At 26.9% G+C, this 20,346-nt stretch carries 19 protein-coding genes; 11 read left to right on the top strand and 8 right to left on the bottom strand.

Annotated features, from left to right (window positions below; genetic code table 11):
- The first annotated feature begins 23 nt into the window (after positions 1 to 23).
- Complete coding sequence (locus Q0J69_RS00275) at positions 24 to 1,730, top strand: DNA adenine methylase (RefSeq protein ID WP_297203179.1); 1,707 nt, start codon at positions 24 to 26, stop codon at positions 1,728 to 1,730.
- 23 nt (positions 1,731 to 1,753) lie between these two features.
- The gene (locus Q0J69_RS00270; RefSeq protein WP_297203177.1) at positions 1,754 to 2,227 is read left to right on the top strand and encodes a CAP domain-containing protein; all 474 of its coding nucleotides are present in this window, start codon (positions 1,754 to 1,756) and stop codon (positions 2,225 to 2,227) included.
- 1 nt (position 2,228) lies between these two features.
- On the opposite strand, the gene hflX is transcribed toward Q0J69_RS00270, so the two are convergent.
- From hflX to trpB, 3 genes are all read right to left on the bottom strand, one after another.
- A complete protein-coding gene (hflX, locus tag Q0J69_RS00265) occupies positions 2,229 to 3,341 on the bottom strand; it encodes a GTPase HflX (protein ID WP_297203174.1) in 1,113 nt (370 codons plus the stop codon).
- A gap of 9 nt (positions 3,342 to 3,350) precedes the next feature.
- Positions 3,351 to 3,920 carry a bis(5'-nucleosyl)-tetraphosphatase (symmetrical) YqeK gene (gene yqeK, locus Q0J69_RS00260; protein ID WP_297203172.1) on the bottom strand — a complete coding sequence of 190 codons (570 nt, stop codon included), beginning with the start codon at positions 3,918 to 3,920 and terminating at the stop codon, positions 3,351 to 3,353.
- A gap of 222 nt (positions 3,921 to 4,142) precedes the next feature.
- Positions 4,143 to 5,396 carry a tryptophan synthase subunit beta gene (gene trpB, locus Q0J69_RS00255; protein ID WP_297203170.1) on the bottom strand — a complete coding sequence of 418 codons (1,254 nt, stop codon included), beginning with the start codon at positions 5,394 to 5,396 and terminating at the stop codon, positions 4,143 to 4,145.
- A 157-nt stretch (positions 5,397 to 5,553) separates the two neighbouring features.
- Between trpB and Q0J69_RS00250 the strand changes: the two genes are divergently transcribed.
- From Q0J69_RS00250 to Q0J69_RS00240, 3 genes are read left to right on the top strand one after another with little or no spacing between them, the layout of a single operon-like run.
- The gene (locus Q0J69_RS00250; protein ID WP_297203168.1) at positions 5,554 to 7,617 is read left to right on the top strand and encodes a tetratricopeptide repeat protein; all 2,064 of its coding nucleotides are present in this window, start codon (positions 5,554 to 5,556) and stop codon (positions 7,615 to 7,617) included.
- Positions 7,618 to 7,667: 50 nt separating this feature from the next.
- Complete coding sequence (locus tag Q0J69_RS00245; RefSeq protein ID WP_297203166.1) at positions 7,668 to 7,940, top strand: hypothetical protein; 273 nt, start codon at positions 7,668 to 7,670, stop codon at positions 7,938 to 7,940.
- A gap of 28 nt (positions 7,941 to 7,968) precedes the next feature.
- Complete coding sequence (locus Q0J69_RS00240; RefSeq protein ID WP_297203164.1) at positions 7,969 to 8,400, top strand: flavodoxin domain-containing protein; 432 nt, start codon at positions 7,969 to 7,971, stop codon at positions 8,398 to 8,400.
- A gap of 1 nt (position 8,401) precedes the next feature.
- Here the strand turns inward: Q0J69_RS00240 and Q0J69_RS00235 are convergent, their stop codons facing one another.
- Genes Q0J69_RS00235 through Q0J69_RS00220 form a run of 4 tightly spaced genes read right to left on the bottom strand, consistent with a single transcriptional unit; the run spans position 8,402 to position 13,129 of the window.
- Positions 8,402 to 9,658, bottom strand: a complete 1,257-nt coding sequence (locus tag Q0J69_RS00235; protein ID WP_297203161.1) for an LptF/LptG family permease — start codon at positions 9,656 to 9,658, stop codon at positions 8,402 to 8,404.
- Positions 9,659 to 9,660: 2 nt separating this feature from the next.
- Positions 9,661 to 10,227 (bottom strand): hypothetical protein, encoded by a 567-nt coding sequence (locus Q0J69_RS00230; RefSeq protein ID WP_297203159.1) that lies wholly within the window; start codon positions 10,225 to 10,227, stop codon positions 9,661 to 9,663.
- On the bottom strand, positions 10,227 to 11,318 hold the full coding sequence (gene sppA / locus Q0J69_RS00225) for a signal peptide peptidase SppA (protein WP_297203157.1): 1,092 nt from the start codon (positions 11,316 to 11,318) through the stop codon (positions 10,227 to 10,229). Before sppA ends, Q0J69_RS00230 begins: the two co-directional genes overlap by 1 nt.
- The gene (locus Q0J69_RS00220; protein ID WP_297203155.1) at positions 11,213 to 13,129 is read right to left on the bottom strand and encodes a ribonuclease J; all 1,917 of its coding nucleotides are present in this window, start codon (positions 13,127 to 13,129) and stop codon (positions 11,213 to 11,215) included. Before Q0J69_RS00220 ends, sppA begins: the two co-directional genes overlap by 106 nt.
- 316 nt (positions 13,130 to 13,445) lie before the next feature.
- Between Q0J69_RS00220 and Q0J69_RS00215 the strand changes: the two genes are divergently transcribed.
- The 5 genes from Q0J69_RS00215 to Q0J69_RS00195 are packed head-to-tail and all read left to right on the top strand — an operon-like array spanning position 13,446 to position 17,902.
- Positions 13,446 to 15,179, top strand: coding sequence for an amidohydrolase (locus tag Q0J69_RS00215; RefSeq protein ID WP_297203153.1), 1,734 nt, complete (start codon positions 13,446 to 13,448; stop codon positions 15,177 to 15,179).
- Positions 15,180 to 15,224: 45 nt separating this feature from the next.
- The gene (gene cdaA / locus Q0J69_RS00210) at positions 15,225 to 16,004 is read left to right on the top strand and encodes a diadenylate cyclase CdaA (RefSeq protein ID WP_297203151.1); all 780 of its coding nucleotides are present in this window, start codon (positions 15,225 to 15,227) and stop codon (positions 16,002 to 16,004) included.
- Positions 16,001 to 17,008: a CdaR family protein gene (locus Q0J69_RS00205; RefSeq protein WP_297203149.1), complete on the top strand. Its 1,008-nt coding sequence runs from the start codon at positions 16,001 to 16,003 to the stop codon at positions 17,006 to 17,008. Before cdaA ends, Q0J69_RS00205 begins: the two co-directional genes overlap by 4 nt.
- Before the next feature lie 3 nt (positions 17,009 to 17,011).
- The gene (locus tag Q0J69_RS00200; protein ID WP_297203147.1) at positions 17,012 to 17,374 is read left to right on the top strand and encodes a NusG domain II-containing protein; all 363 of its coding nucleotides are present in this window, start codon (positions 17,012 to 17,014) and stop codon (positions 17,372 to 17,374) included.
- A gap of 9 nt (positions 17,375 to 17,383) precedes the next feature.
- Complete coding sequence (locus Q0J69_RS00195; RefSeq protein ID WP_297203145.1) at positions 17,384 to 17,902, top strand: Gx transporter family protein; 519 nt, start codon at positions 17,384 to 17,386, stop codon at positions 17,900 to 17,902.
- A gap of 10 nt (positions 17,903 to 17,912) precedes the next feature.
- Here the strand turns inward: Q0J69_RS00195 and Q0J69_RS00190 are convergent, their stop codons facing one another.
- Positions 17,913 to 19,661: a sulfatase gene (locus tag Q0J69_RS00190; protein WP_297203143.1), complete on the bottom strand. Its 1,749-nt coding sequence runs from the start codon at positions 19,659 to 19,661 to the stop codon at positions 17,913 to 17,915.
- Positions 19,662 to 19,840: 179 nt separating this feature from the next.
- On the opposite strand from Q0J69_RS00190, the gene Q0J69_RS00185 reads away from it, so the two are divergent.
- Positions 19,841 to 20,344 (top strand): hypothetical protein, encoded by a 504-nt coding sequence (locus Q0J69_RS00185; protein ID WP_297203141.1) that lies wholly within the window; start codon positions 19,841 to 19,843, stop codon positions 20,342 to 20,344.
- Positions 20,345 to 20,346: the final 2 nt, after the last annotated feature.

Here is a 20,346-nt window from a genome sequence, read left to right as displayed (position 1 = left end):
AACTATATTATGATAATAAGATTATGATAACTAATATTAAAGAAAAATATCTAAAGGAAAATTTAATAGCATATATTGGAAATAAAAGGCGACTTCTGCCTTTTATAGAAAATACCATTTTAAATATTTTATACGAGGATAAAAATATAAAAACCGCTTTAGATTTATTTGCAGGAAGCGGAAGCGTATCAAGACTTTTAAAAACTTTAAACTTAGAAGTATATTCAAATGATTGGGAATATTATTCATACATACTAAACTATGCTCATTTAGAAATTGATATTAAAGAAGCAGATAATATGTTCATTCATACAGGAGGATTAGATAATACAATACGCATGATTAACAGTATTACTAATATTAATGATGATAGCAGATATATATCAAAATATTATGCTCCTTCTGATGATAATAATCCTGATTTATTAAATGAAAGACTTTTTTACACGCAGTATAATGCATTGAGAATAGATATAATAAGGCATAATATAGAAGAGCTTTATAAAAATAATGCTATAAATAAAAAGGAATATTATTATCTCATAGCATCTATAATATATGAGGCGGCAACGCATACAAATACTTCTGGTGTATTCAAGGCTTTTCATGCAGGGTTTGGCGGAAGAAATAAAGATGCTTTGAATAGAATAATGGCTGAAATATCTTTAAATAAAATACCATTATATTCAGGAAAAGAATGTCATGTCAGTATGCTTGATGCTAATGAGTTTGTATTAAAAAATAAAAATAAGCATTTCGATTTGGTATATTTGGATCCTCCTTATAATCAGCATCAGTATGGAAGCAATTATCATTTATTAAATACTATAGCTTTATGGGATAAGCCTCCTATTAATAAGGATATATACATAAACGGCAAAAAGACAGATAAGAGCGGAATAAGAAAGGATTGGGTAAAAACAAAATCCTTATACTGTTATAAGAAAACGGCAAAAGATGCTTTAATAAATTTACTTGATAATATAGATGCAGGACATATAGTGATGAGCTATTCTACCGATGGAATAATAGAATACGATGATTTAATATCAATACTTGAGAACAAGGGCGAATTAAATATTGTAACTTCAGAATATACTAAATACAGAGGAGCTAAAAGGTCTATAGTTAATAAAACAAAAAATGTTGAATATTTATTTCTTGTTGATACGCAAAAACATAAAATACGCGGTAGTAAATTAAATAAAAATTTAAAATATATAGAAAATATTAGATTAAAATTAGAAAATCCATTTGACTGCAATATTGATAATATTGTTTTTCCAAACAAAGAAGGAAATATAATATTCCAATTAGAATATTCGACTCATGTTATAAATAAAGATGAAATATGTAATAAACTTCAAAATAAGAGTTTGGAGTATATAAATATGTTTTCATTGTTTTTGGATAAATATATAAGAGAGGATAATATAGAAGCGTTAAAAATATATTCATCTCATTTTAAAAGTGCTGTTATATCTAATAATGTAAAACTTATAAAATATTTCGGAGATTATATATTAAAAGTTTACAGCAGATTATGTTCCAAAAAATCAAGCGAATATATAATAGATATTACTAATGAGATTTTAGATATTATATCCTATTATGACTATAAAGATATTTGCGTTATTAATAAGATAAGAAATAGAATAATTTATAATATTACGCATTCTAATATTTCCGATTTTAACAAAAATAAATTATTGATTAGGCTTGAAAAATAGCAAAAAAATATTATATTTTATCTATGTTTAGAATAATAATTAATGCATTATTTATATTTATTTTGAGTTTCACATCATTATTATATTCTCAAATGAATAATGGTATAATTACTAATGATGTACAGGAAACATTGAAAGTTATAAATAATATAAGAGAAAAGGAAAGTTTATTCTTATTTGAAAATGATGAGAGTCTAAATAATATAGCAGATATTAGGGCAAAGGAGCTTTCTATTAATTTCTCTCATATTAGACCTAATAATACAAAATATGATGAATTGCTTTATCAAAATAGAATAAGGGTATTTTCTTCTGATGAAAATATTGCATATAGATTTAAAAATGCAGAAACTGTTGTAAGTTATTGGATGAATTCTGATCAGTATAAATTAAATATATTAAGTGAAAAATTTACTCATATTGGAATATCCCATTATGCAGTTAACGGAGAAGATTTCTGGGTTGTTATATTTGTGCAATTAAGAAGGCAGAATTAAATTAATTTAATTCCATTATAATATCAAGTATTTTCTTTTTTAAAACATCTATATTAATATTATTTTTAGCACTTATAAATATAGCGTCATTATAAGAAATAGATATTTTGTTTTTTTGTATTTCGTCTATACTGTCAGATTTATTGAAAACAACTATTCTTTTTATATGAGAGGCATCTATTTCTTTTATTATGCTTTCAACATGAATTAATTTTTCATCTATATTTTCATCACATGCATCAGATAAATGAAGCAGCAAATCAGCCTCTATAACTTCAGAAAGAGTAGATTTAAATGAAGCTACCAAAGTATGAGGAAGTCTGTCTATAAAACCAACTGTATCACTTATTATAACTTCAACAGGTGTATCATCGCTTATATATAACTTTCTTGTATGCGTATCTAAAGTGGCAAACAATTTATCCTCAACATAAACACTTTCTTTGCATAATAAGTTAAATAATGTGCTTTTCCCTGCATTTGTGTATCCTACTATTGCTATTCTAAATGCATTTCCCCTTCCTTTTCTTCCTGTGCCTGCTGATTTTTCTACTTTGCTTAATTGAGATTTTAATTTATGTATTCTCTCTCTTGCACGTCTTCTATCATATTCTAGCTGTTTCTCTCCAGCACCTCCTCTTAAACCAATGCCTCCTTTTATTTGGCTCAAATTAGTTCTTTTACCTTTAAGTCTTGGATATTCAAATTCTAAAAAAGCTAATTCAACTTGCATTTTGGCAGTCATTGTTTTAGCACGCATAGCAAATATTTCTAATATTATCTCTGTTCTTGTGAGAGCTGTTATATTAGAATTTTCTTCTATAGCATTAACCTGAGAACCGCTTAATTCATTATCAAATATAAAATATTCTACATTGTCAATTAAAGCACTTTCTTTTAAACTTTCTAATTTACCAGTTCCTATATATGTGCCTGCTGTTATTTTCTGCTGAATGAAAGAATATTTTTCAATCACTTCATATCCAGCAGTATCGCAAAGCATTGAAAGTTCACTTAGTATATTATCTATATTTATTTTGCTGTTTCTATACTGTTTGCTGTCTGATACGAATATTATATATGCTCTTTTAGTATTATTATTTTTTATATCCATAAATATTTATTACCTAATAACTAATGAGTTGTAAAGTTCTATTGTTTTGTCTGATAAATATTGCTTTTTACTAAGTACAAAACTTATGGACTGCATAACCACTTCTAAAAAGGCGGCATCAAAATCTATAAAAATTTTTTCTCTTATTCTATCTGCTGTTTCAAGTTTACGTGTAGGTTCAAGATAATCGGCGGCATATATTATTTTTTCAATCATAGTCATATTACCATGTCCTACTGTGTGGCTTTCTATAGCATTTAAAATTTCTTTATCTTTTATATTGAACTCTTTTTCTGATATTATAGAACTTACTCTAGCATGAAGCAATGCTCCTGTTATATAGCTTGGATATTCTATATTATCGTTTTCAAATATTATTTTACGCATTTCATCATCTTTATATCTTTTTCCTAAATCATGACATAATGCAGCTATTGAAGTTTTTTCTGGGTCTGTATTGTATTTATAAGCTAATTCTACAGAAAGTTCTCTAGTTGAAAGTATATGTTTTTCTCTAAACGGTAAATATTCTTTTATATATTTTACTATTTCTAATTCTTTATTATTAAACTCTTTCATAATTATTACTGCTTTTTTATATATTTATATTATTTTATTATAGCAAAAATATTTTGTCAATTATTCAATAGTACTTTTGAAACAAGTTTAGCATATATATTTTATTTAATAATTAATTTCTTAATTCATATAAAAATACTTATAAATAATAATTAAAAAAAAGATTTCTAATCATTATTTATTAATAATTAGAAATCTTTTCTTAATTATATATATCGGAGGCTAAAATTTATGTATGTCTACATTTTTCTCTAATCTCTCTAATTCATCTTTTAAAAACTCTTTCCATTTTTCTGGTCTGAATATAGGAGAGGTTATAAATATATCTTTGTCCCCTCTTCCTGACATATTAACAATAATTACATCATCTTTGGTATAATTTTTAGCATATTCAATTGCTTTAGCTCCAGCATGAGCACTTTCTAATGCAAATATGACTCCTTCATTTCTAGCAAACTCTTTAACAGCATTAATTGCTTCTTTGTCAGTTGCATAGGTAAACTCTATTCTTCCAGATTCTCCCAAATATGCAAGCTGAGGACCAACACCAGGATAGTCCAATCCTGCAGATATGGACATAGTTTCAGATATTTCTCCATTTTCTTTTAAAATAAATTTACTCATATACCCTTGAGCAGCAACATCTTTAGCATAAGGATTATTCATTCTTACGGCATTCTCTCCAAGATTCATGCTTATTCCTCCAGCCTCAACAGCGATTAATTTAGGACTTTCTTTTTCTATGAATGGCTCAAAAAAACCTATAGCATTGGAACCGCCTCCCACACATGCTATTAATGCTTTTACATTTAATTTTTTTTCTTCTATCTGTTTTTCTAATTCTTTTCCTATTACAGATTGAAAAGTTCTTACGATATCAGGATAAGGACTAGGTCCTACAGCACTTCCAAGAAGATAATGAGTTTCTTTCAAATCTTTTACCCAATCTTCTAAAGCAGCATCAACTGCATCTTTAAGTCCTCTTCCTCCTTTTTTTACAGATATAACATTAGCCCCATATAATTCCATAGAAGCAACATTAGGCTGCTGTCTTTTAACATCTATCTCTCCCATATAAATAGAACATTCAAGTCCTAATTTGGCACATGCTGCTGCTGTTGCAAGTCCATGCTGACCTGCCCCTGTTTCTGCAATAATTTTTTTCTTTCCCATTTTTTTTGCTAACAATGCCTGTCCTATAGAATTGTTAATCTTATGTGCTCCTGTATGTGCAAGTCCTTCCAATTTTACATATATTTTAGCACCGCCTATTTTTTCAGATAGGTTTTTGGCATACATTAGAGGTGTAGGTCTGCCTAAAAAGTCTTCTCTTAATTCAGCAAGTTCTTCTAAAAACTCTTTATCGTTGATATAGTGAGAGAATGCATTTTCTAATTCGATTAATAATTTTTCTAATTCTTCTGGTACAAACCTTCCTCCAAATTTACCGAAGAATCCCTTGTCGCTGTTTTTCATATTCATAAATCCTTATAAAAAATATTATATTTTTAAATTACTGTAAAAAGTAATTTTACCATGCACTTTAAAATTGTCAATGATATTTTTCATATTTTTATTTTATATTATTAAGAAATAGTTTATAATAAAGTTAATATATATGGAGTTATGATTAATGATAAAAGATAGAATAGACAGTATGTTTGTTCAGGCGAGATTTTATTTTAATTTAGAGAAATATTCATCTGCTTTGAGGATTTATTCTAAAATAATCAATTATTTTAAAAATTATGAGAAGGTGTTAGACAGCAGCTACAGAGATAGGTATTTTGCCCGAGTATATTATAAAAAAGCTTTGACATTATATTATTTGAATAGATATGAAGAATCTATAGAGTATTATAATAAAGCTATAGGTATTAATCCAGTATATGAAAAGGCTTTTATTAATAAAGGCATTATATTAGCAAAATTAATGGTATTTGATGAGGCATTAGAGGCATTTAATATAGCAATAGAAATTAATGAAAAATCTGAGATATCATATTTTAATATAGGCATAATATATTCAAAACTTGAGAGGTATGAGGATGCTTTATATTTTTTTAATAAAGCTGCTGAATTAGGATATGATTATGCTTATTTAAATGTTGCCATTATTTTGGAGAAACTTGGTAAAATAGATGAAGCCTTTGAAGTTTATAATAAGGCTATAGATACCAATAAATCATTAGAGGTAATTTATTTGAATAAGGCTGGTTTGCTCGTTAATATTGGAAAATATCAGGAGGCTATAAAATATCTTGATAAAGCACTTGCTATATTGGATGATAATAACTCCAGAGGTGATACAATAATTAAAAATAAAGAGCCTATAGAATATATGGGAATTGGTATAATGGAAAATGACACCATATATGATAGAATATATTTTTTAAAATCTGCTGCATTGATAAATTTATCTCAGTATGATTATGCTCTAACTTTGCTTTTGAATATAAAAGAATCAAATTCTGTTAATATATTTTATATTATATCAAGATTTATAGAGTATATAAGCATAGAAAAACTTATTAACATAATATTGAAAGAGGATAGTTTTTGGGTTGAAGAAAAAGAGGAGTATTTTAATTTTATAGTCAGAGATATTGAAGAAAATAATAGGGCAAAATTAAAAAAATTATGGATACTGCAGTATGTATTTTTATATTTAATATCTGTAAAAGATTATGATAAAGTTAATGAAATATCTCATTATACAAGTATAGAAGTATTTAATGAAATGGCATTCGATAGAAGATACGATAAAGTACAGAATATGTGCAAACGCGATAATAATATAATGCTTAAAAAAAATAAACTTAGAATGACCAGCGTTAAAAATGCCAATGATCCTAAAGAGGGTAAGATATTAATGCAGCTGCTTAGAAATAATAATGTAAACTCTAAATATGCAAGCATTAATAATTTTATAGCATTGCAAACTTCCTTCAGCAGATGCAAGGATTCTTTGACAATGTACAGACTATATGGTAAATCTGACAATAAAGAGGGAACAGGATGCTGTTTAGTATTTGATAAATCTTTTTTTGATACTTCTTTTAATAATAGAGGATCAAGCATACTATTTTCATTCTCTTATGATAAAAACAATTATTCTAATATAGAGTTTTATGAAGAACAAACATTGCCTTTATATTTTGTTTTATATTATAATATAAAAAGAAATGAAATAGTATTTAATCCATGCGAATCGGATTATGATAATTTGATTATAGATTTAAATAAAGATTATGATTTATGGAATTACGGTGATAGATTTTATGATAAATTAAAAAACAATATAGGCTATGTATTTGATTCTATATTCAATACAATAAAAACTTTTAATGCAGAAGAGATATCATTATCCTATCAATTACTTATGAATATACAATATTTAATAAAGGATTCTTCTTTTGTAGAGGAGCAGGAAATGCGTATTATACAGTTAATTGAATATGGAAGCAATCCTCTTCATATTGATAATGAAATGAAGCGTTCATATAAAAATTATCTTTACATATTTGATAATAAATCATTAAAAGAAGTTATTTTAGCTCCTAAAGTTGAGGATGCTGACTTTTTGGTAGAAAAATTTAATGACAGGCTTGCTAAGGCTACAAGTATATATAATTCTAAAAATATTAAAAACAAATATAAGATAAATGTATATATTTCAAATTCTCCAATATCTTGACAAATGATTATTAATAATTATAATTAAAAAAAATACATTAGGATTGTACCATGAAAAAAATTATTTTTACTTTTTGTTTAATTTTATCAATATTTGCAGTTTCATGTGAAAAGGATAAAAAGGCTATAGATAAATTAACTGACAAAATTAATGAAAAAATAGATGACGCTTCAAAAGCAGCAAAGGATGGTGTTAAAAAAGCAGGCGAAAGTACGGAAGATATTTTAGATAATGCTGCCAAATCAATAGAAGACGGCATGAAAGATGCTGGAAATGCTATTGATAAGGCTAAAGAAGAAATATCTGATGCGGTAAAAGAATAATAATTTTGGAGATTATTAATATAAAATTATGTCAAAAAAAATTGCTTTAGTTGTATGGAGTAAAACAGGAAATACCAGATTAATGGGTAAGGCTATAAAAGATGGTGCTGAGGCTAATGGTGCTGAGGTTGAAACTTTTAAGGCTTATAACTTTGATATTGATGCTGCCAAAAATTATGATTGTATAGCTTTAGGATGCCCTGCTATGGGGGCAGAAATTTTAGAAGATACAGAATTCCTGCCTATGTATGAAATGGTTAAGCCATATTTGAAAGATAAAAAAGTATTTATATTCGGCTCTTACGGATGGGGTGATGGAAAATGGATGAGAGATTGGGAAGTTGATGCTTTAAATAATGGTATTAAACTATTTAGAGAACCTGTTATAGCTAAGGATAAGCCAAATGATGATATATTAAGTCAGCTTAAAAAAATAGGGGAGGATTTAGCTAATTCTTAATTTATTTTCCTCTGCTGAAAAATGATCTTATCATAAGGAAAGCCCCCATTGCCGCCAATATAATATTTGGAAACCACATTGCTATTAACGGCGGTATAGTTTTTCCTCCAGCTATTATTTCTGCAGCTGTTATAAGTAAATAGTATATAACTACTACTATAACTGATAATCCGAATCCAAATCCCTTTCCGCTTCTTTTACCTACAATTCCCAAAGGTGCACCTATAATAACCATAAAAAGGCATGCCGCAGGTATTGATAAAAATTTATGAAATTCTATATAGTAAAAATAAGGTACAGCCTCTTCAATTGCTTTTTCTCTTATAGATTTTATTTCCATGTTATTGGTTTTTACATATTCATTGGAAAAAGATGCAAGAGAAATATTATTCGTGTCTGTATTTCTATACGCATTGTTAATTGTTCCTTTTATCTGCTCATCCACCGATTTATTAGCTTCAATTTTAGCATTTTTTATTTTTTTACTTATTTCCCATGAAGGCATTTCTCTTAATCCTCTTTCATGAGAAGTTAATTTGCTTACATCTCTAATAATATTAATGTCCATAGAGTCAAATACTGTATAATCATTGGTAACATATCCGTAATTAGGCATTTCCTGTACTATGCCGTCATACAATGTTAAAGTAACAACTCTTGAATTGGCTTCATTATTTTTCCATAATCCATATTTAGCTGTTATAACTCTTTTATCATCAGAAGAACCGTCATATATAACTACATTTGATATACTTTTATCATCAGCATACTTAGCACCTATTGATAAATTCATGTCGCTTATTTCTGAAAACTCCAATTTACCTACAGCAATAGAAGGACTTATATTAACCATGTATGAGATTAATGCTCTGTATCTATAATTAGCTTCACTCATAATAACATTGTTAAAAAATAGTGAAAAAATAAATGTAATAACTCCAAGTATCATAATAGGAACATATATTCTCATATGAGGAAAACCTAAAGCACGCATTACTATTATTTCATTGTCTGATGATAATCTTCCATAGCTTATAATACTCGCCATTAATATTGACATAGGTATAGTTATAGCTATATTAAACGGAAGCATATATACAAATACTTCCAATGACATAAATAAAGGAGCCCCATTATTCATAATAAGTCTTATTAATTCAGGCAGAAGCTGTATTACAAATATAAATGTAAAAAATAATATACCAGCTAAGAAAGGTCCTATAGTTTCTTTAATTACGTATTTATTAATTTTTTTCATGTTTATATATAACTAATGATAGTACCAAATATTAATATTGCTAATGATATATAAGTTAAATAATCACATATTATAGGAGTAATTAAAACTAAAAATGCTTTAAATGAACTGTCTATATTAAATGAATATTTTATATTATTAAACATAAGCACAATATAATATAATCCTAATATAAAAAACATTATAAATTGTATAAAGTAAAGAGAAGAAAATCTGCCGAATAATAAAGTTATAGGCAGTACAAATATGAATATGCCGTATATTCCGAAACAGTTATTTATAAATGTTTTTATATTAATGTTATTTTTATTTTTTAAAAATATTGATACTGTAAGATTAATAATAGATATTTTTATTATATTTGATATTGCTATATAAGCAGCTATTCCAAAAGTGAGTATAAATAGATTTAGTATATTCGATCTATTATTAATTGAATATATTGCTGATATAGATATGCTTAAAGATGCCAATAAATATATTAATATTGAATATTCAAAATTAATAGATTTTTTTATAGCTTCTTTGGGCTTTAATAAATAATAATACATAGCTTCATATATTTTCATTAATTTTCTCCAATATAGTTCGGAATATAAATATACATAGGCACTCCTATATATTTAGTATTCATTATTTCTTCATAAGGTATAGGAATTGAAGATTTAGGTTTTATCATATCAGAAACATTGGCAAGCAGTAAATTTAATACATTGTTTTTTGTTTCAGGTTTTTTTATGATATAAGGCTCTTCATCTTTTATACCGCCCATTTCTGCAGCATCTTTAACTGCATCCTGCAATGTACCTATTGAATCTATTAATCCAATTTCTAATGCTTTTTTACCGCTGAATACTCTTCCGTCAAATATATTATTTCTATCCCCTTTTATTCTATCGCCTCTTGATTGTTCTATAACATTAGTAAACTGGGCAACAAACTCTTCTGTCATTGACTGCCAATATTCTAATTCATCCTCTCTAGGCTCTCTAAAAGGTGATAGTGAATCCTTATTTCTTCCGCTTTTTATTGTATACATTTTTATTCCGTATTTATCCATTAACCCTGAAACATTAAAAAACTGAGATATAACACCGATACTTCCAGTTAAAGTAGATTCATTTGCATATATTTTATCTGCTATCATAGATATATAATATCCGCCGCTTGCTGCCATGCTTCTGAATGATGCTACTATTGGTTTAGGATATTTTTCTTTTAGATTCTGTAAGTATTTCAATGCCTCTTCGCATGAAGTTAATGATCCTCCTGGACTATCCACTTGAAGAACTATAGCTTTTACTTTGTCATTTTTCATATAATAATCAAAATCATCCATTAACTCTTCTGTTACAGATGGAAATTCTATACCTAAATTTGTCTTTCTTCTTACATGGGTTATTACGCCTGTTAAATCAATTACAGCTATACCATCTTTTATAGATGTTTTACTTGGTAATGATCCGTAAGATATTGATACTGTTTTATTTTCAGGTTTTAAGAATATACTTAGTATTCCAGTTATTATTGATATAATAATAAGCGTAAAAAATATTAACTCTCTTTTACTTTTTTCTTTTTTTGTTTTACTCTCTTTGCTGATGATATTTTCTTCATTGCTTTCTTCTTGATTATTTTCTTTTTCTTCTTCGTATGACATTGATTTTTTTCCTCCGTTATTATGCTTGATATATTTGAATTATCTATATTATCTAATACTTCTATTTTTTTGTTTTCCTGCTTATTATTATCTATTGTTTCTACATAAACATTATCTATATATAGGCATACAAATATTACAGGCTCTCTTCCTATAATCTGTATAAACTTTTTTCTTAAAGCCTCTCTCACTTCATATTTAATTGTAGAAGGAGTTCTTTTGTTTCTGTCAAGAAGTTTCCTAACAGCCTCTATAGCATACTTTGTGCCTTCTTCTATAAGCTGTTCATTTTTTGTTATTAAGCCTTCTTTTTCTCCTCCATTATATGTAAAGCCTTTACTTTCCAAGTCTATTTTTATATCATAATTTCCAGTTTTATTTTTCTTAGCAACTACATTTGCAACTACAACACCATTTAGAGATAATTGCTCTCTGTCATAGAATATGCTCTCTTCTAAATCTCCTACACCTTTGCCATCAACATATATATTTCTTATCTCTATAGGCTCTGCTAATTGTGCTTCAAGGGTTTCATCTATTTCTAATACATCACCGTTATATAATAAAAAACCTTTAGAATCTAATCCATTTAAGTTTTCAACTAATTTTATATGCGTTATTAAATGTCTTTTTTCTCCATGAATAGGTACGAAATATTTAGGTTTTACCAATCTGTACATTAATTTTAAATCTTCACTTGATGCATGTCCCGATACATGAAGAAGTTTTTTATCTTCTCCAACCATTTTAGCACCAAGATCGAATAGATTATTTATCATTCTTGTAACAGCCATCTCATTTCCCGGTATAACGCTTGATGAAAATATTATCATATCACCGTCTTCAACTTTTATATGTTTATGAGCTTCTGCTGCTATAAGAGATAATGATGAGTAAGGTTCACCCTGAGTTCCTGTGGTAATGCATACTATTTTTTCTCTAGGGTATCTGTTTATTTTATCTATTGGTATTACTATATCATATAGATTTAAATATCCCATATCTTCAGCTATTTTTGTATATTTGATTAAACTTCTTCCAGAAAAAGCTACATATTTATTATTAACTTTAGCAGCAGTTACTAAATCCTGTATTCTTTCTATGCTGCTTGCAAATACTGCAACTATAATCATGCCGTCTTTATATGCAAATAATGGAGTCATATTATTTTGAACTACACTTTCGCTCATAGAAAAACCATCTTTCTGACAGTTAGTAGAATCAGCAAGCATTAGAAGTACTCCGTTTTCTCCATATTCAGCAAATTTATATAAATCTATAAATCTGTCAGTAGTAGGGTTTAAATCTATTTTAAAATCTCCCGTATGTATTATAACTCCAAGCGGTGTAGTTATAGCAATACCTACACCGTCAGGTATACTGTGATTAACCCTTATAAACTCTATATCAAAGTTCATTCCTAATTGTATTTTATTTCTAGGTTCAATCTCGTATATCTTTATATCTTTATATTCATTTTTATAATCATTAAATTTGGCTTTTAGAAATGCTACAGTTAATCTTGTACCGTATATTGGAATATTCGGAAATTTTTTTGAAAAATGCGGTATCGCACCTATATGATCTTCATGCCCATGTGTCAGAATTAAACCTATAACATTTTTATCTTCTAAATACGAAGTATCAGGTATAACATAATCTATACCAAGCATGTGATATCTTGGGAACATAAAACCGCAATCAACAATTAATACTTCGTTTCCATATTCTATTACAGTCATATTCATACCAATTTCCTGAACTCCGCCAAGAGGTATGATTCTTATTTTATCTTTATTTATATTATTCATTAATTACTACTTTAATTATTTTAAAACAAAAATTACACTATATTTATCATATTTTAACTATAAAAAAGTATTAAGTCAAGTTTTAATTATAAAGTTTATTAGTATGAGTTTTTGTACATTTTTAAAATAAAAAATAATTATATATTCCTTAATTAGAACATATATATAATATATTAGCAGAAATATCTGAAAAAGTAATCTTACTAATATAAAAAAATTGATATATATTTTTATTATTAATGTTATAATAATATCTATATAAGAATTAACTGAATAATAAAAATAATAAAATAACAATATAAAAGAGGGACTTAAAATGAAAAAAATATATTTCATGCTTATTTGTTTAATAATCGGCATATCATTAAATTCATGCCATGATAAGATAACACATAAAATAAGAGTTTATCATAACGGCGATATACTAACAATGAAAGGCGATGAACCAATATATGCAAAAGCCATTGAAGTAAGAGATAATACCATAATGAAAGTAGTATATACTGATGAAGATGAAAAAAGTTTAATAAATAATGCCTATGCTGAAGTTATAGATTTAAAAGGAAAAACTTTAATGCCTTCTTTTATAGATGCACACAGCCATATAATAAGATTTGCTCAGTCGCTTACAACTGTAGATTTAACGGGATCAACTAATTTATTAGAAATTGCTGAAAAGATTACAAATTATATACAAGTAAATAAATTGAAAGATGATGCTTGGGTTGTGGGATTTGGGTATGATAATAATTTGCTTCCTGGTAAAAAAAATCCTAATAGGGATGATTTAGATAAAATTTCAACTACTCATCCAATATTTATAACGCATGCATCAGGGCATGTTGGTGCTATGAACTCAAAAGCATTGGAGGAATTCGGAGTAAATGAAAACACTCCTGATATAGAAGGCGGAGTTATAGAAAGATATCCTAACAGCAGAAAGCCTACTGGATATATGGAAGAAACAGCATTTATGCATTATGCACAAAGTATTAAATTTTCGTTTACAGATGAAGATTTGATGAATTTTATTAATCAGGCAGAAAATGTATATTTAGGATATGGTATTACAACAGCACAGGATGCTTTGATTTCAACAGCAGAATTTCCTCTTATAAATAATATGATAACAAATAACAGATTTAATATAGATATAATTGGCTTTATAGATTTGAAGAACTCAGCTTCATTAACAGAAACTAATGCTGAAATGATAGGAAAATACAGCAATAGATTTAAAATAGGTGGATACAAAATATTCCTAGACGGTTCTCCTCAGGCAAAAACAGCATGGCTGGAGCAGCCGTATATAAGCGGACCTGCAAGATACAGAGGATACGGGATATATGATGATGCCGCTGTAGAAAAATATGTTGAAAAATCATTGGATGAAAAAATGCAGCTTCAGGCACATTGCAATGGTGATGCAGCGGCAGATCAATATATTAATGCATTCAGCAATGTTATGAACAGAAGAAACACTACAAATAATTATAGAGCTGTATTGGTACATAGTCAAATAATACGCGAAGAGCAATATACATCTATGTCAAATCTCAATATCATACCTTCAATATTCGTAGCACATGTATACTATTGGGGTGATACTCATATAGCAAATCTAGGTATGGATAGAGCTTCTCAAATAAGTGCATCAAAAACGGCATTAAATAATAATTTAGCATTCACTTATCATCAGGATACGCCTGTTATAAAACCTAATATGATTGAAACAGTATGGTGTGCAGTTAATAGAATTACAAGAGATGGCATATTACTAGGTGAAAATCAGAAGGTTACTCCATATAATGCTTTGAAAGCTATTACAGTAAATGCAGCATATCAAAATAAGGAAGAAAATTTAAAAGGTACTATAGAAGAGGGCAAATTGGCAGATTTAGTAATACTTAGCGATAATCCAATAAAATGCGATCCTATGGATATAAAAAATATTGAAGTTATGGAAACAATTAAAGAAGGAAAAACACTTTATTCAAAAGGTAAAATGAATACTAGGTTCAATAATGTTAGTTTAAGTTTTAATAAATAAAATATATTTACAAATACAAGCAAATATGGTATAATATCCAAGTATATGCTTTACAATATTAATAATTTTATATCAACTTCAAATTGGCGATATCTCTCTTATGGTCTTGACATAATATTAGTTGCTATATTATTTTATATAATATATATGCTAATGTACAATACTAGAGCATATAGCATAGCTGTAGGTTTTATAATATTATTTTTCATAACTTTAATAGCTAAAGTATTCGGACTTACTACATTATCATGGATATTCGATAAATTCTTTCAAGTTGGACTTATTGCTATAGTAGTACTTTTCCAAGCAGAAATAAAACATGGACTTAGAATATTAGGCGGAAGAGCTTTCTTAAAAAAATCTTTCAGATATGATGAAGATCAGATACAAAAAATACTTAGTGCAACATTTAATTTATCATATAAAGGATATGGTGCTTTAATAGTTTTTCAAAGAAATATATCATTACATTCTTTGGTTGATAGAGCGGTTAAACTTAATGCTGATATATCTATAGAACTTATAGAGTCAATATTTTTTAAGAATAACCCAATACATGACGGAGCAGCTATTATTATGGAAAATAGAATAGCTGCTGCAAGTGCATATCTGCCTCTTACAGAAATAGAACCTAAAATAAAAAATAGAAGGCTTGGTACTAGACATAGGGCAGCACTTGGTGTTTCTGAGCAAACTGATGCTGTTGTAGTTGTTGTTTCTGAAGAAACTCAATGCGTATCTATAGTACATAATGGAATATTAGAATATAATTTAAGCAGAGAAGAATTAGATAGAAGACTTGGAGAGCTTTTAGAAATAAAATGAGTAATAAAAAAAAACTAACTATTAAAAAATTTAATTATAAAAAAGCGTTAAACTATATAACGAATAGATTTTGGGTTAAATTATTATGTCTTGCAATGTCATTTTTATTATTTTTGTTTGTAAGATATCAAAAAGAATACGCCAAAGATTATGTTACTAAAATTGAAATTAGAAATATACCTTCAAGATTATTAATAGCTAATAATGTTCAGGAAAATGTTACTATTACATTAAAAGGATTTAAAGATAATGTATACGAACTTCCTACTGAATTCAGTACCTACATAGATCTTACAAATGCATCTATAGGAAGCAATATGTATGAGGTTTATTTAGCAGGAGATATAGATTATACAAAAATGAATATTACAGTAAATCCGAATAAAATACCAATAGTTTTGGATGAATTGGCATATAAAACCGTTCCCATAGAAGCATCTACAATAGGAGTAGCTTCATTAGGATTAAGTGTTGATGATATTATAGTTAATCCTTCAAATACTATTATATCAGGACCTAAAACTTTAATATCCGCTATAGATGAAATAAAAACATATAATATAGACCTAACAGATAAATATTTGGATTATTCTGCAATATCAAGAATAAATTTACCTAAGAATATAAAATCGGATGTATCAAGAGTTAATGTAAGCATTATATTTAATAAAAATGTAGAAAGGGTTGAATTTAATGATATTGTTGTAAGTTTGGATAATTTAGACAGCAGATTTAATGTAAACTCTGATGAAGGCTTTATAGTAAAGAGAGTTGTATTAGAAGCAAATAAAAGTCTGCTTACTAATATATCTGCTAATGACATATTATTATCTTTAGATTTAAAAGATGTAACAAATATTGGAGTGCATTCTAATATATCAGTTGAAGCTAATATACCTATGCATACAAAATTAGTTCAGATAGAGCCTTCATATTTTGATGTAGAAATATCAGCTAAAGACAACAGTAATATTGTAAATAATAATAAGCAGGTAAATCAATAATTAATGAAAAAATTAAGATACGGAGATATAATAATATTTATATTTATAATAGTATTTTCTTTTTTTTATGCCAAGAAATTAATAACTAATAAAAGCAATAAAATAATTATAGATACTTATGAAAAATCTTTCAGATATGATTTAAATACTGACAGAGAAATAAAAGTTAATGGCTTATTGGGAGAAACAACAATTATTATAAGCAATAATCAGATTATGTTTGCTGATTCTCCATGCAGGGATAAATTATGTGTTAAAGCTGGAGTATTAAAAAATGCTCCATTAATATGCATGCCCAATGGCGTAATTATTCATTTTGAAAAAAATTCTGAGAATAATTTAGAGATAGATTCTATAGTTCAATAGGAATATAATATGGTATTTTTAGAAAGTATTAAATTACATACAGGAAAACGCAGGATTTATGATATAATATTTTTTGCTTTTATATCATCATTTATTGCGGCAGTTGAAAATATGTTTCCAAGACCTATACCTTACTTTAGAATAGGTTTTTCATTTATAGTAGTATTAATGGTTATAGATGTATTCAAATTTAGAGAACTTCTGCTTCTTATATTAATAAAAAATGTATCAGTTGCGATAGTTTTTGCCTATATACTCACCCCGCCATTCTATTTAGGTCTATGCGGAGGTATAATGTCCGTAATAATTATGAAGTTTATGAGTTATTTAAAAAATACATTCTCAATTTTCGGCATAAGTTTAGCAGGCTCTTTAATAAGTAATTTATCTCAGGCATTTTTATCAAAATATTTATTTAATCTGCCTGATATTAGATTTTTAATAGTGCCTGTATTTATACTATCGCTAATAACTGGAAGCGTAGTAGGTATTATTACTATGATATTATATGCTGATAATAATAAATAAAAAATATTAACTATTTATTTATTAAAGCATGAAAATATTTTTTTCCTCTTAATATATCTTCAGATAATATTCTTTGGGCTTCATTTTGTCTATATGATAAACTGTTTTTGTCAGCTTCAATCTTTATTATTTTTCCATTATCATTAGAATAAAATGAATTATAAAATCTTATAATATTATCCGTTTTATCCTTATATAGCAATGATATTATAGAATTTGTATAATTTATTTTTGTATTTGCTGCAACAAACATAGGAATATTTTCAGGAGGAAAGCCATCTTCGCTAAATTTATAAGCACCATTTGTTCCATTCCATATTAATATAGGAGAAACAGTGTATGCATTAAAGAAATTGCTTTTTATATTTTCATCTATATTGGAATTATAAATTATATTTTTTAAATACGGATATAAATGATCATGTTTAAATATTATAAGAGCATCAGGATATTTATCTAATATTACATTTCTTGTATCTATAATATCTTTAGCAGATAATGCAGAGTTTTCCATAGTTTCTACAAGAACAGGTATATCTCTTTTATTTATGCTGTTCATAAATCTTTTATTGTTTTCATATACATTTAAATCATTTTCAACATGACTTCCTGCATGCCCCATGAATGTAAATCCTGCCAAAAATATAGGCTTATCGCTGTAATTAGTTTTTATATAATTTTTAATGTTTGTAAGCCCCAAATTAAACACAACTTCTTCCATTCCAATATTAGGAAGCAATGAATCAAGATAATATGTTACCCCAGATTCTTCCAATGCTATAGTATGATATCCGTTTTCCTTCATCAAATAAGGCAAAGTTGAATATATAGGAGTTTTCTGCTTTTTAGGAAACAAAGGAGATGATGCTATTAAACCTGATGTTCTAGCAAACAAACTTCCATAGCTGTCATTAGGTCCTACTTTTGTAGAATTGCTAGCCCATTCTCTATATTCGCTAGGAAAAGGGTCTTTATCCATAAGAGGCAAAAAATGTTCATAATCATAAAAAGATTCCATAAATATAACGAATACATCTCTTTTTATATTATCATTATAAGGTACTATCAAATTTGATATATCTCTTTGAGCTTCAGCTTCTTTAAGCAGATTAAATGCCTTCTCTACATTTTCTTTATCTGCAGTTATTTTTATTGATTTATCATAAGATATTCTATAGCTTATAGTATTTATAATTCCGTATTTATTTGCTATATCCGTATAATCAGCATATATTGATTTTATAGCTACTGGTCTGAAAAATGATATATATGTTACAGATGCAACTATTAAAGTCATTATAAAACCCTTATTTACATTTATCTTATATATTTTATAAAGCCCATATAAAAAATATAAGGCATAGGCTAATAAAAGTCCGAAATAAAGTGCTGTAGCTGATATTGTAATTATCTGCATATATAAAGGCAGTACTTCTATTAAAGAAGGATATAAATCAGGCATATCTGTAAAGAATAAAGGCTTAGCATCTATAGTTATACATAAAGGCTCTATTGTAAAAAATGAAAACACAACAACTATTATAAAAATATATGATGTTATTTTATTTTTATTAGAAAGTATATATGATATTGCTGAAAATATATAAGCATAAAGTATATCTATTATGCTAAAATTCATTTTATTTACAGAAAATAGTGGGAATATTATCTGAGTTACCGAATAATATAAAAATAATATTAAAAAGAAAGATATTATATAAAAACTATTATTTTTAAATTTAAATGTAATATTTTTCATATATTTGTCCATATAAATAATATATTTTGAAGATTATATAGTATAATTGATTTTTCACAATATAATTTTAATTATATTTTTTATAAAAATTATTATATTTATAAAAGTATGATTTTTTTTATTATTGTTTAATATGTTAACTTATGCTATTATATTAAAAAATTAATACAAGGATTAAAATGAAAATAATAAAAATACTGTTTATATTATTAGTTTTCAGTTCAGTATCATTTGCAAAAAGCGGATTAGAATTAGGACTTTTTGTTCCTCTTGGAATAGGAGTAGGAATTCATTATTATGATAAAACTCCATCAGGCTTTAATAAACAGCAGAGTAATAATTATAATACTTATATAAGCAATAATACTAGAACTTCGGATGTCGGTTTTGAAGGAGGAGTATTATTTCAGGCAGGATATAGACTTGAGCTTAACAGAGATATAAGTTTCAGTTTTATGGGAGAATTAGGATATAAAAGAGATATATTTAATTACAGACTTAAGGACAGCAATACAAACTCTTTAGCTTTGAAAATGAAAAATTATAGATATTATTCATTTGACAGCCTTGTTATAGGAGTACTTCCTAAATTTAATTATAAAAGATTTTCTATAGGTATAGGTGCAGGAATAAAAATAATATTAGCAGGTACAATAAATAATTCAGCATATAATGAATTATGAGG

This window comes from uncultured Brachyspira sp. (assembly GCF_944388875.1).
Classification (GTDB): domain Bacteria; phylum Spirochaetota; class Brachyspiria; order Brachyspirales; family Brachyspiraceae; genus Brachyspira.
Note: the sequence above shows the minus strand (reverse complement) of the source record. Positions and strands in the feature narration are given on the sequence as shown.